This is a genomic window from Sphingobacterium sp. UBA7249 (assembly GCF_002472835.1).
Taxonomy (GTDB): domain Bacteria; phylum Bacteroidota; class Bacteroidia; order Sphingobacteriales; family Sphingobacteriaceae; genus Sphingobacterium; species Sphingobacterium prati.
The window spans coordinates 55,012-66,652 of the sequence record NZ_DKST01000015.1 but is presented as its reverse complement, the minus strand read 5'-3'; the positions used below and the strand labels follow the sequence as shown (position 1 = coordinate 66,652).

12 protein-coding genes are annotated in these 11,641 nt (G+C 39.4%); 5 read left to right on the top strand and 7 right to left on the bottom strand.

Annotation, left to right across the window (positions count from 1 at the left end; translation table 11 throughout):
• The first annotated feature begins 20 nt into the window (after nt 1-20).
• Nucleotides 21-644 carry a 7-carboxy-7-deazaguanine synthase QueE gene (locus tag B4A24_RS10975; RefSeq protein ID WP_104382573.1) on the top strand — a complete coding sequence of 208 codons (624 nt, stop codon included), beginning with the start codon at nt 21-23 and terminating at the stop codon, nt 642-644.
• Between the two features lie 99 nt (nt 645-743).
• Here B4A24_RS10975 and B4A24_RS10970 read toward each other — a convergent pair whose 3' ends face one another.
• From B4A24_RS10970 to B4A24_RS10960, 3 genes are all read right to left on the bottom strand, one after another.
• A complete protein-coding gene (locus tag B4A24_RS10970) occupies nt 744-1,991 on the bottom strand; it encodes a hypothetical protein (RefSeq protein ID WP_293944900.1) in 1,248 nt (415 codons plus the stop codon).
• Nucleotides 1,992-2,134: 143 nt separating this feature from the next.
• On the bottom strand, nt 2,135-3,205 hold the full coding sequence (locus B4A24_RS10965; protein WP_293944898.1) for a Gfo/Idh/MocA family protein: 1,071 nt from the start codon (nt 3,203-3,205) through the stop codon (nt 2,135-2,137).
• A gap of 28 nt (nt 3,206-3,233) precedes the next feature.
• Nucleotides 3,234-3,824 carry a phosphatase PAP2 family protein gene (locus B4A24_RS10960; protein ID WP_293944896.1) on the bottom strand — a complete coding sequence of 197 codons (591 nt, stop codon included), beginning with the start codon at nt 3,822-3,824 and terminating at the stop codon, nt 3,234-3,236.
• Nucleotides 3,825-4,299: 475 nt separating this feature from the next.
• Here B4A24_RS10960 and hisG point away from each other — a divergent pair, with 475 nt between their 5' ends.
• Nucleotides 4,300-5,151 (top strand): ATP phosphoribosyltransferase, encoded by an 852-nt coding sequence (hisG, locus tag B4A24_RS10955; RefSeq protein WP_172394576.1) that lies wholly within the window; start codon nt 4,300-4,302, stop codon nt 5,149-5,151.
• A gap of 21 nt (nt 5,152-5,172) precedes the next feature.
• Complete coding sequence (hisD, locus tag B4A24_RS10950) at nt 5,173-6,465, top strand: histidinol dehydrogenase (protein WP_293944893.1); 1,293 nt, start codon at nt 5,173-5,175, stop codon at nt 6,463-6,465.
• 93 nt (nt 6,466-6,558) lie between these two features.
• On the opposite strand, the gene B4A24_RS10945 is transcribed toward hisD, so the two are convergent.
• Genes B4A24_RS10945 through B4A24_RS10935 form a run of 3 tightly spaced genes read right to left on the bottom strand, consistent with a single transcriptional unit; the run spans nt 6,559 to nt 9,436 of the window.
• A complete protein-coding gene (locus B4A24_RS10945) occupies nt 6,559-7,473 on the bottom strand; it encodes a YARHG domain-containing protein (protein ID WP_293944892.1) in 915 nt (304 codons plus the stop codon).
• A gap of 42 nt (nt 7,474-7,515) precedes the next feature.
• Nucleotides 7,516-8,184, bottom strand: a complete 669-nt coding sequence (locus B4A24_RS10940; RefSeq protein WP_293944890.1) for a DUF2306 domain-containing protein — start codon at nt 8,182-8,184, stop codon at nt 7,516-7,518.
• A gap of 7 nt (nt 8,185-8,191) precedes the next feature.
• The gene (locus B4A24_RS10935; RefSeq protein WP_293944889.1) at nt 8,192-9,436 is read right to left on the bottom strand and encodes an ABC transporter permease; all 1,245 of its coding nucleotides are present in this window, start codon (nt 9,434-9,436) and stop codon (nt 8,192-8,194) included.
• Nucleotides 9,437-9,620: 184 nt separating this feature from the next.
• Here B4A24_RS10935 and queA point away from each other — a divergent pair, with 184 nt between their 5' ends.
• Both queA and B4A24_RS10925 read left to right on the top strand, forming a co-directional pair.
• Complete coding sequence (queA, locus tag B4A24_RS10930) at nt 9,621-10,670, top strand: tRNA preQ1(34) S-adenosylmethionine ribosyltransferase-isomerase QueA (protein WP_293944887.1); 1,050 nt, start codon at nt 9,621-9,623, stop codon at nt 10,668-10,670.
• 84 nt (nt 10,671-10,754) lie between these two features.
• Entirely contained in the window at nt 10,755-11,444 is a 690-nt protein-coding gene (locus B4A24_RS10925; protein ID WP_293944885.1) for a 2-C-methyl-D-erythritol 4-phosphate cytidylyltransferase, read from the top strand.
• 5 nt (nt 11,445-11,449) lie between these two features.
• Here the strand turns inward: B4A24_RS10925 and B4A24_RS10920 are convergent, their stop codons facing one another.
• Nucleotides 11,450-11,602, bottom strand: a complete 153-nt coding sequence (locus B4A24_RS10920) for a lmo0937 family membrane protein (protein ID WP_293944884.1) — start codon at nt 11,600-11,602, stop codon at nt 11,450-11,452.
• Nucleotides 11,603-11,641: the final 39 nt, after the last annotated feature.

Sequence of the window (11,641 nt, the reverse complement as noted above, 5' to 3'; positions counted from 1 at the left end):
TGCAGACTCAAATTTTAACTATGTCGAATCAAGTACCAGAAGACGGAACACGATTACCTTTGATGGAAGAGTTCTACACCATCCAGGGGGAAGGTTACCACACCGGGACTGCTGCTTATTTCATCAGATTGGGTGGTTGTGATGTGGGTTGCCATTGGTGCGATGTAAAAGAAAGCTGGGATGCGTCTATCCATCCGCTGACAGCGGCAGATTCAATTATTGAAAATGCCAAGAAATATCCCGCTAAAACAGTCGTTATTACAGGTGGAGAGCCACTGATCTATAATTTGGATTACCTTACCAAGGGTCTGCATGCTGCCGGAATAAAAACTTTTATCGAAACATCCGGAGCATATCCTCTAAGTGGAGAATGGGACTGGATCTGCTTGTCTCCAAAAAAATTCAAAGCACCAAGAAAAGACGTGCTTGATGCTGCCGGGGAACTCAAAGTGATCGTTTTCAATAAAAGTGATTTTGCCTGGGGTGAAGAATATGCACAATTGGTCGGTCCGAATTGCAAATTATACCTTCAGCCGGAATGGTCCAAATCCAAAGAAATGACCCCGTCCATTATTGACTATGTCAAAGAAAATCCGAAATGGGATATCTCCCTACAGACGCACAAATTCCTGAATATACCTTAAAAGGACATAAAAATAGTGACAAGAAAAAGCATTCAATGTCAATAGATTGAATGCTTTTTTTGTCATAACCGACAGCTGTTTATTTCAACAAAATCTAAATCATTTCACATATTCTTTTATAAATGCATCGAATTCAAGCGTTTTTGTCTCCTCTCCTTCCTTATCCCGCACCAGAACTTTACCAGCACTGTCTACATCCAAAAATAATAGGTTAGGTTGAACAATAATTTTTCCATGCTCATCCAATAATCCTATTTTTCCTTCTTCTGAAAACATCAAATAATTACTCAAAAACTTACTTATGTTTTCCTTCTTATCCAGTAAAACCTTCCCTTCTTGAGTAACGAGTCCAAAACTTCCATCTTTCTGAAAAATAGCCAATCTTTCCGTTGCCGGAGTGAGCCAGTCGAACCCTGTTTTGTTTACTTTATTCCCCTTTTTATCCAGTAGCCAGAAGTAATTATCCTTATCTGAAACGATGGCAGTCTGATCATTAAAATAAGCCAAGGAAAAAAGTGAACAGGACAGCACTTCCTGCCCCGTTGTGCTCTTTATCCCATAATATTCATCATTTGTTTCCTTATCTTTCACCATGACCCACTTAAGCGATCTATCCAAAGGAAAAGTATCCTCAAATAAACTCACATCGTCGCCACCCTCCGAAGGACCATCACCTGAAATATCAACAACTTTAATATCCTGAGGCAATCGGAAATCTTTTACGCCCGACACGTTAGACACTTTAGTTGTCTCGAAACCTAAATCAGCATTTGCACCCAAAGACAATTTTAGCACAGCCCCCGGAAGATCATTGACAAATGAAAAAGCAGTCATATAATAAGTTGGTACCACTTCGGAATACCAAACGATTGCTTCCGCCGAATCCGCTTGATTTTTGATAAATAATTTTGCTTTTTTACAGGTCACTCCAGCTACATTTTCAATCTCACCTAGGTCTTGCATCCACACATAGGGACCCTCGGATTCTTTCAATTTATTGCTCACAATTTTATAGGACGGGTGATAAGATTCCGCCGTGACAATATCGTCTCCTGCTGAAAAAGAGTATGTTTTTGCCAATTTTCTATTCAAAATAGCATGTTCCTTTTGATTAATCACTGCAGAAGAATAATCGGCATCGGCTAAGATCTCAACATTCTTATAAGCCATCTTTCCCTTTAGAAAAGGCTCATAAAACTCTTTCGCAAATTCAGGAATCTCATTTTCAAATTTTTCAGGAGAAATCTCCCCTTTAAACACCAACTCCATCTGCCATTGCTTATCCTGCCCATGTACTACAGGGATAGACAAACCGAACAACAACGCTACTTTGAATAAATTCTGCATAAGAATGATAAATATGTAGCTAAATAACAAAAGATAGACCAAAAAGCCTATCCTTCCTTTATATTTTTTATTTATTTGTTTTTTATTCCGCTATTTTTTGCAAAAGAAGTAGATATACTTACACATTCTAGCGCAAGTAAGAATCACAAAATCACAGTTTGCTTTGTTTTTACAGCTTCATCACAAGCGAGCGCTATGCGTAAACTATTGATGGCATCTTCCATGGAAGAAGACAGGTCAAGATCCGCTAAGATTGCCTGCTGAAAGAAACACTGCTCCCTGTTACACAATTCCTGATGATCGGGTTCATCAGACAAGTTTATCCATTCATCTTCTTTAATAAATTCATTACGCTCATCTAAATCAGCATAATGTACCCGTAAACTTTCTGTTTGCGTATGCGCCGCAACCGAATCCGATTTCCCTTCATCACTTGCTTTGTCAGCAACAATGGATACCGAACCCCGCGGACCGAAAACGTCCTTCACAAAAAAGGCATTTTGGCTCACCATAGGTCCCCACCCTGCTTCATACCAACCAATAGAGCCATCCTCAAAATGCAACTGAAGCTGTCCATAATTATAGTTCCAATCCGGGATATCATCTGTGAGCCGGGCACCAATTGCCGAAACTCGCACCGGCTTAGCTCCCACCATTTGGCACATCACATCAATATAATGCACTCCACAATCAACGATTGGACTCAGACTTGCCATTAGATTACGATGAACGTTCCACATGTATCCATGGCTTTGTTGATTGAGGTTCATGCGCATAACCAAAGGTTTTCCCATGGTCTTTGTGATCTCTATAAACTTAATCCACGAAGGGTGGTAACGCAGAATATATCCCACCACCAGTTTTTTACCATATTTTATGGCAGCATTCACGACTTCTTCGGCTGAGGTTACATCCTCCGCCAAGGGCTTCTCAATGAAAACATGAGCGCCTGATTCGAAGGCCTTAATCGCGTAGTCCTTATGGGTATCCGGATAGGTCGCAATACAGACAGCATCAGGTTTTGTTTGTTCCAACGCGAACTCATAAGACTCAAAAAGTGGATATTCGGAACCTAATTCCACATTAAGTTTACTTTTGCTATCACCTCTAGCAACCAGACCAACGATCTCAAATCCTTCTAGATCATGATAAGCCTTGGCATGAGAAGCACCCATATTACCACAGCCCACCACCAATATTCTAATAACTTGCATCAATTATTCGTTTAAACAAATTTCTATTTTATTTTCTTAATCCATCCAATGCAAAAGCAGAGCCTGCTCCCAACACCGCACCAGCCAGTACATCTGTAGGATAATGCACACCCAAATACATTCTGGAATAGCCAACACTAGAAGCCCAGAGTAATGAAGGAGCAACAACATACCATTTTGAATAGGCACGGGATAATGCGGAAGCTGTCGCAAATGCTGATGAGGTGTGCCCGGAAGGGAAAGAATAGCCGCTGGCTGTGCGAACGGATATAAAGTTTGGATATTTTTTAAATGGCCGGCTCCGTTTGATCAAATGTTTTATTCCCACATTGACTAATGCCGTTACAGCGGTACTACTCGCTACGTAAAGTGCATTTTGACGCATTGCTTTGTCATTATTAAAAGCTCCTGCAACTAATAGGCCTACGGGTACTGCTACCTGTACATAGTTATTGATATCAGAAAGCACCTTAAAAGTTTGTGTCTGAGGTTCACTTCTTGTTTCTGCAATAGATTCCAAAATACGGATATCCAACGTAGAAGCTGGCTTCTCCTGAGCTACTGAAGCACCAGACAGATAGTTTATCCAGCTTATTAAAATAAAAGCTATTCTTTTCATCTAGCATAAATTATTTTTCCATATTATATTTCAGTTCTTTTTTAGCCAATTACATTATTTTCAGCAATATGACCACTGAGGTTGTCTCTAAACTGCTTCGTGTCTTATTCAACAACTTTTTGTTGATGAGCAATGTCAACTTTAAATGACTTTATCCGTTAAAAATAAGGAAATTTCTAAGAGTTGTTAGTCTATATTTCAAACTTTATAACAAACAGCGGGAAATTTTAGAATCTGAAACCGCCAAAGATCGAATTTTTAAACTTTTTAAAATGATATTTTGTATTTCCCATTAATTTACTATACATTTGTCTCCAGTTATTAATACAAACATGGTCTATACCTACGTACATCATTTTTATTTGCATCATCGCCAGTGTGGCGATATGTTGATTTAATGTGTTCTTACGTAGAATACCTTCCCTCTTGTTTGATTTCTTATTATTAATAATTTACTGCTAACATTTATAAAGCGTTGAAAAATCTTAAAATTGCTATCCAAAAATCGGGTAGGTTAAACGAAAAATCTGTTCAATTACTGAAAAACTGTGGTTTAGATTTCGAAAACTACAAAAGCTCCTTAATTACTACTGTAGGCAATTTCCCCTTGGAAATACTATTTCTTAGAGATGATGATATCCCAGGCTATGTTGAGCAGGGTATCGCCGATCTAGGCATTGTCGGCGAAAATATCATTGACGAAACAGAATCAAAAGTAGAATATATTAAACGGCTTGGCTTCGGAAAATGCACATTAAAACTAGCGATACCGAAAGATAGTCTTATTCAAGACATCAAAGACCTCAACGGCAAAGCAATCGCAACCTCTTACCCTAATATTCTTAAAAATTTTCTTGATGATTATAAAATCAATGCAGATATACGATTAATATCTGGATCTGTAGAAATTTCACCTGGTCTTGGACTTAGTGACGCAATATGTGATATTGTTTCTACAGGTGGAACATTGAAAAGCAATGGTCTCAAACCTTTTGCGGATGTCAAAAATTCTGAAGCGATATTAGTTGGACGAAAAGGCCTTGAAGGAAATGAAATCCTTGCAGAATTAGTACAGCGTATCGAATCTGTTCTATTGGCTAAAGAAACCAAATACGTCGTATTGAATGTAGAGAAGAAAAATCTTCCGGCAATCACTTCGTTATTACATGGTGTAAAAAGTCCCACGGTGGTCCCACTAGCTGAGGAAGGCTGGGTGGCGGTACACACGGTCATTACTGAGGACGATTTTTGGGATAAAATCAACAAATTAAAAACAGAAGGTGCACAGGGTATCGTTGTGATGCCAATCGAAAAAATCATTCTTTAACCCTCATCGATTCTTACGACCATGTTAAAAAAATATGATTACCAATCGCTAGAAAAAGAAGAACTACTCCAATTAATTGACCGGAATACAGACCCGAACAATGCAATCCAGGATGTGGTCCAAGATATTATTCAGCAGGTACGCATACAAGGTGACACTGTCTTACGCGAATATGCTGCAAAGTTTGATAAAGTGCAACTTGAAAAGCTCTTTTTAGATGAGGATGATATCGACGATTTATCGGCTACTATACACCGTGACCAACAGCGCGCTTTAGAAATTGCCTTCCAAAATATCCACAGATTCCACAGCACGCAACTTAAAAGGGAACGTACGGTCGAGACAATGCCCGGTGTGAAATGCTGGCGGGAAATACGACCGATAGAAAAGGTAGGACTCTATATACCTGGAGGTTCTGCCGTTTTACCGAGCACCCTATTAATGTTGGGAATTCCGGCTCGAATCGCAGGATGTAAAGAGATCGTAGTTTGTTCTCCGCCACAATCCAATGGAAAAATTAATGGGTTTGTCGCTTATTGTCTAAAATTGCTAAACATTAAGCGTATTTATCTTGTCGGCGGCGCGCAGGCCGTTGCAGCCATGGCATTCGGCACCCAATCTATTCCCAAAGTTGACAAAATATTTGGGCCGGGAAACCAATTTGTCACGAAAGCAAAATCGATCATACAAGGATTAACAAATGTTAGTATCGACATGCCTGCCGGCCCATCTGAAGTGCTTGTTATTGCCGATGAATCTGCAAACCCCGCGTTTGTGGCTGCTGACCTTCTCGCGCAGGCAGAACACGGTGTAGACAGTCAGGCTGTGTTAGTTGCTACTTCGACCGCAATTGTAGATGCTGTTAATATGCAACTTGACAAACAATTAGCTGTACTACCACGCAAGGAACTTGCTTCAAAAGCAATCGAAAACTCTTATGCAGTCACGGTAGGCAACCTTCAGGAAGCTATACAGTTTTCGAATGAATACGCTCCTGAGCACCTTATTTTAGAAACGGATCAATGGGCATCCTTGACACGCTATATCAGCAATGCTGGTTCGGTATTCTTAGGCCACCTCACACCAGAAAGTGCGGGTGATTATGCATCCGGAACAAATCATACCTTACCAACCTCTGGCTATGCCAGGTCCTATTCCGGTGTTTCCGTGGATTCTTTTGTAAAGAAAATAACATTTCAGCACATCAATGAGACCGGACTTCAACAAATCGGATCTACGGTCGAAATACTTGCCGAGCTCGAAGGACTACAAGCGCATAAAAATGCCATTTCCATCCGCAACGAACCCGTATAATCTAGTGGAACTGAAAAAATAAAAAAAAGCGGCCGCACATTGTACGACCGCTTTTTTTATGCTTCTGAATCAGGCATAAAATCCAAAGGGAAATTACCTTCCGAATGTGTCATAATTATCTGTCGCATACTTCTCGAATCTCGTGAGAAGAGCAATATTGTCTTTTTCCAACGGACTCAGATCCGAACTTACATCTTTCGAAACCGGCACATACCAATCTACTGGATCGAAGAACTGACGGATAGCGGGTTTAGTAAAGGCATAGCCATGCCGTGCGAAAATCGTATTTCGGATAATCTCCAGATCTAATTTCTTCAGGTTTTTCAAATCTTTTTCTACCAACTTTTGTTTGGAAGCATTTATACTGAATACGGCTGGGGAAGCAGATCGATAATATTCCATCACATAGGTATAAGTCGAATCACCGTCTTGATCTGTCGCTTCCTTCTTTTTCGCATTGATCCAATCGACCAAAGTTCCATATTCTTCATCTTGATTATTAAGCATCAGATTGGGATTATAGGCAAACTGTTTCTTTAATAATTTGAAATGCCTTCTTTTAATTTTCACACTCTGGTCGTAGGCTACCCAGCTCCCGATCAGCGTATCATTCCTCAGTTTTATTTCAAAACGCCCGTCTGATTTTTTATCCCCTGGCTCATCTAATAGCAACTGTATTACATGCGCATCGCCTTCAAGTTTTCCCGTCAACGAACGCAAATTTCCTTTGACTACATTTTGTCCGAAAACACTCCCTTTATCTGTTATTTTTTTGATGGTCAGATTTATTTTTGGATTATAATCTGTATTTGGCAGCTCCTCACCTTCCTCAAGTAAATTTTCATCAATTACAAAATTTCCCACCCAGTTGCCATAAAGCTCCTGGTGCGCTTCACGCTCGAGAACAACGGAATCTTTTGCTTTGGGCTCAACGGCATTCTTATTTGTTCGATCCTTACAACCGATCAGGGCGGAAAGCGCCAACAATAAATAAATATTCCTTTTCATTTTGTTATAATTTGTTTTATTAAATAAATGAATTCATGCCATTTATAAGTCGGATAGATCGTAATTGTTTCGTAATTTATGATTTTTTCGATAAATAATAAACTCTACAAGTAATAAATTAGGAACCCAGCCCAACCAGGCGATAATCTGATAAAGATCCATCGGATTGGGATGGACGAGATAAACCAGAATTACCTTCCAAAAGCGCAATGTAATCGCTGAACAGGTCAGTGCAAAACTGCGCAGCATAAAATCATGGTGGAGATTAATTTTTTTCTGAATTGCTAGACGCACTGCTTGCCATGTAAAATAGAACCAGCCCAGGGCAAGCAGCTCAAAGGAGATGATGGCAAATAAACCACCATTGGCAACAAAACCAATTAAGGCACCGGAAGGTGCTGCGAAGCCCAAAATACTGAGCACATACACATAACCAATTGTCCGGTGCAATCGCGGATACTTTGTCAGTAAACCTGAATTAAATTGGGTAAAACCAGCTGGTAAGGCAAGAACAGCGGTGCATACATGGGTATAAAAAACATACTTGTACCACCAAAGCTCCTCAACTTCTGTTTGTTTGATCATTAGAAAATTAGCATCCAAAGCAAAACTGTGGTATCGCCAGGTGATTTCTACCATCAACGTACAGCTGTAAGCAAAAATCAAAAGCCAAAATCCATTCAATATCGAAATTTGAGCTTTTTTTTCCATGACGAGTTTATTTACTTCGAATTGCTTCGACTGGATCCAACCGGGAAGCCATTAAAGCCGGAACGATCCCTGATATTAGGCCAATAAAGGTCGAAAGAGAAACCGTAAGGATGACCATCTTTAAGCTGACGACAATGGCCACACCGGTAGCCAATTGAACGATAAAAGCCAGAAAATAGACAACGACAAGACCAATCCCACCCCCTAGTAAACAAAGCACGATAGACTCTATAAGAAATTGCGATAAAATAAAGAAGTTTTTAGCTCCCAGTGCTTTTTGGATTCCAATGATATGTGTACGTTCTTTGACACTCACAAACATGATGTTAGCAATCCCGAATCCGCCAACTAAAATTGAAAAAATACCAATGGAAAAGCCAGCAAGATTGATGATGCCAAAAAGCTGATCCAATGCACCTGTGATCATCGTTGTCTGGTTAATAGAAAAGTTTTCTTCACGCTGTGGGGAAATGCGACGGATCGAACGCATCAATGTTTTTGCTTCACTTTCTGCCTCCCCCAAGGTATAATTCGACTTGATCACCATGGCTATACTCGGCGAGAAATTATCATAATTCACAAGGTTACGAGCCAATTCAAAAGGAATAAAAGCCGTATCATCAGGCGACGTATTGATTAAGACACCATTACCTTCTTTTTTTAACACGCCAATAACCTGTATCTTTCTACCCAACATGCTGATATACTTCCCAACAGGTTCCTCATTTGGAAAAAGCCCTTCTGCGATGTTGGCCCCTAATACCGTCACAAGAGCCCCACTTCTGGATTCACTTTCCGCAAAATATCGACCGTCAACAATATTTAAGTTTTGAATATATAGATTTTCATAGGTAGCTGCATTTACGGACGAACCTTGGGCCGAATTGTTCTTATACTTAATCGTCGTATTGCCGATGTTGATCATATACGCCATATACTCGGCCGTGGTCATACGACTCCTTAAATCCTGGTAATTATTATAGGTAGGTTCAGGCCTATTCAAATATTTCCACCAAGGGTAATTGGGACCGCCATCCCAGGGCCATTTTTCGATATAAAGTGTCTTACTACCGATCTTCTTGACAGATTCCTCAATATTATTTCGTAGGGTATCTACCGCCGAAAACACTCCTATAATGGTAAAAATACCAATAGTCACGCCCAGCAAGGAAAGCAGGGTACGTGTACGATTGTCCTTTAATGCTGAAAACGCAAACTGACAACTTTCCAATATCAATCGAAGGAATAACATAATTGCATTCTAAAATACAATATAGTTTTGATTTAATGTCAAAATCAATAAAAATATATCCATAAATTAGAAATAAGGCCTTTTCATACCCAAAAAAGTTATAACTTTGTATGCTTTTTGCACCCTAGTATTTAGTGCACTGTAATGCACTGAAAGGCAGACATTAAAATATATATCATTAAAGATGAAGTTATCTCAATTTAAATTCAACTTACCAGAATCATTGCTTGCTTCTGAACCTTCTGAAAATCGTGACGAATCACGTTTGATGGTCCTACATAAGGATACTGGTAAAATTGAACACAAAATTTTCAAAGATGTATTGGACTATTTTGACGACAAAGACGTCATGATATTAAACAATACAAAAGTTTTTCCAGCACGCCTATACGGTAATAAAGAAAAAACTGGAGCTACGATTGAAGTTTTCTTGTTACGTGAATTAAACAATGAGCTTCGTCTATGGGATGTATTGGTTGATCCTGCACGCAAGATCCGTGTCGGCAACAAATTATATTTTGGTGAGGATGACTTATTAGTCGCTGAGGTTGTTGATAATACAACTTCACGTGGACGTACGATCAGATTTCTTTTCGATGGTACTGACGAAGAATTCCGTCGCAACATCGAAATTTTAGGGGAGACACCACTACCTAAATATATTAAACGTAAAGCAACTCCAGAGGACAAATTCCGTTACCAAACTATTTATGCCAAAAATGAAGGCGCTGTTGCAGCACCTACGGCTGGTCTTCACTTTTCCCGTGAATTAATGAAGCGTTTGGAACTTAAAGGTGTAGATTTCGCTGAAGTTACTTTACATGTTGGACTTGGTACCTTCCGTACTGTCGAAGTGGAAGATTTGACGAAACATAAAATGGACTCAGAGCAATTTATCATCACAGATGAAGCTGCAAAAGTAGTGAACAGAGCAATCGATAACAAACGTCGTGTATGTGCTGTCGGTACCACTTCCATGCGTGCAATTGAATCATCTGTATCTGCAGATCATCATTTAAAGGCTGCATCAGATTGGACTAGTAAATTCATCTATCCTCCTTATGATTTCAGTATTGCAAATTCAATGATTACTAATTTCCATACACCGGAATCTACTTTATTGGTCATGATTGCAGCGTTCGCGGGATATGAGAATGTGATGAATGCCTATGAGGTTGCTGTAAAAGAAAAATATAGATTCTACAGTTATGGCGATGCGATGTTGATTATCTAAACAACGTAGATTAAAAATATCTTGAAACGTGGGTAGCATGCAAACTATCCACGTTTTTTAAATAAATACACGCAATCTCTGTCTATGAATTTTGTCATTATCGTTGCCGCTGGAACGGGGAGCCGTATGAACAGCGACCTACCAAAACAATTTCTTGATATAAATGGTGTACCTGTGATTATGCATACCATTGATTGTTTTCAACAATCATCAGTTATTTCGGAGGTTATCCTTATCATCAGTAAAGAAATGGAGCAATTTTGGATGGATTTGTGCTTAAAAAGGCAGTACAACACGGCGGTTCATTTGGCTTTTGGGGGCTCTACTCGCTTTGAGAGTGTAAAGAATGGCCTCGCATATATTCAGGAAAATTTTGAATTAAGAACAAGTGATTATATCGCTGTTCATGATGGGGCTCGCCCTATTGTTTCCGACTCTTTAATTGCTAGGGCGTTTCAAGGCGCCTACACCCATAAAGCAATCGTATTGGCCCAAAAAAGCATCGAATCGGTACGGGTCGGCAATAGCACCTCAAATAGTGCTACCGATCGAAATCATATCTGGCTAGTGCAGACTCCCCAAGTATTTCACGCAGACTTACTGTTACAAGCGTACCGTCAAAAAGAAGATCCTTTATTCACAGATGACGCCTCTGTGGTCGAAAAAATGGGCAATCGTATCTACATTGTTGAAGGAGATGCTAAAAATATTAAAATCACCTATCCACAAGACCTACAAATTGCCCAGTTTTATTTGAATCTGATTAAAAAATGAATTGTTTAGGCATTACCGCGGATTACACGCAATAGCACAACAATAATTGCAATCACCAAAAGGATATGGATGATATTTCCACTTGCATAACCTCCAAAAAAGCTGATCGCCCAGATGATCACTAAAATAACGGCGATGATGTACAATAAGTTTCCCATTTCTTTATAATTTAATACCCTATTCTGTTTTATATAGGT

Bases quoted from the DNA above. Each gene is read 5' to 3' on its own strand.
- B4A24_RS10975 (WP_104382573.1), top strand. From the start codon at position 21: ATGTCGAATCAAGTACCAGAAGACGGAACACGATTACCTTTGATGGAA.
- B4A24_RS10970 (WP_293944900.1), bottom strand. From the start codon at position 1,991: ATGCAGAATTTATTCAAAGTAGCGTTGTTGTTCGGTTTGTCTATCCCT.
- B4A24_RS10965 (WP_293944898.1), bottom strand. From the start codon at position 3,205: ATGCAAGTTATTAGAATATTGGTGGTGGGCTGTGGTAATATGGGTGCT.
- B4A24_RS10960 (WP_293944896.1), bottom strand. From the start codon at position 3,824: ATGAAAAGAATAGCTTTTATTTTAATAAGCTGGATAAACTATCTGTCT.
- hisD (WP_293944893.1), top strand. From the start codon at position 5,173: ATGTTAAAAAAATATGATTACCAATCGCTAGAAAAAGAAGAACTACTC.
- B4A24_RS10945 (WP_293944892.1), bottom strand. From the start codon at position 7,473: ATGAAAAGGAATATTTATTTATTGTTGGCGCTTTCCGCCCTGATCGGT.
- B4A24_RS10940 (WP_293944890.1), bottom strand. From the start codon at position 8,184: ATGGAAAAAAAAGCTCAAATTTCGATATTGAATGGATTTTGGCTTTTG.
- B4A24_RS10935 (WP_293944889.1), bottom strand. From the start codon at position 9,436: ATGTTATTCCTTCGATTGATATTGGAAAGTTGTCAGTTTGCGTTTTCA.
- queA (WP_293944887.1), top strand. From the start codon at position 9,621: ATGAAGTTATCTCAATTTAAATTCAACTTACCAGAATCATTGCTTGCT.
- B4A24_RS10925 (WP_293944885.1), top strand. From the start codon at position 10,755: ATGAATTTTGTCATTATCGTTGCCGCTGGAACGGGGAGCCGTATGAAC.
- B4A24_RS10920 (WP_293944884.1), bottom strand. From the start codon at position 11,602: ATGGGAAACTTATTGTACATCATCGCCGTTATTTTAGTGATCATCTGG.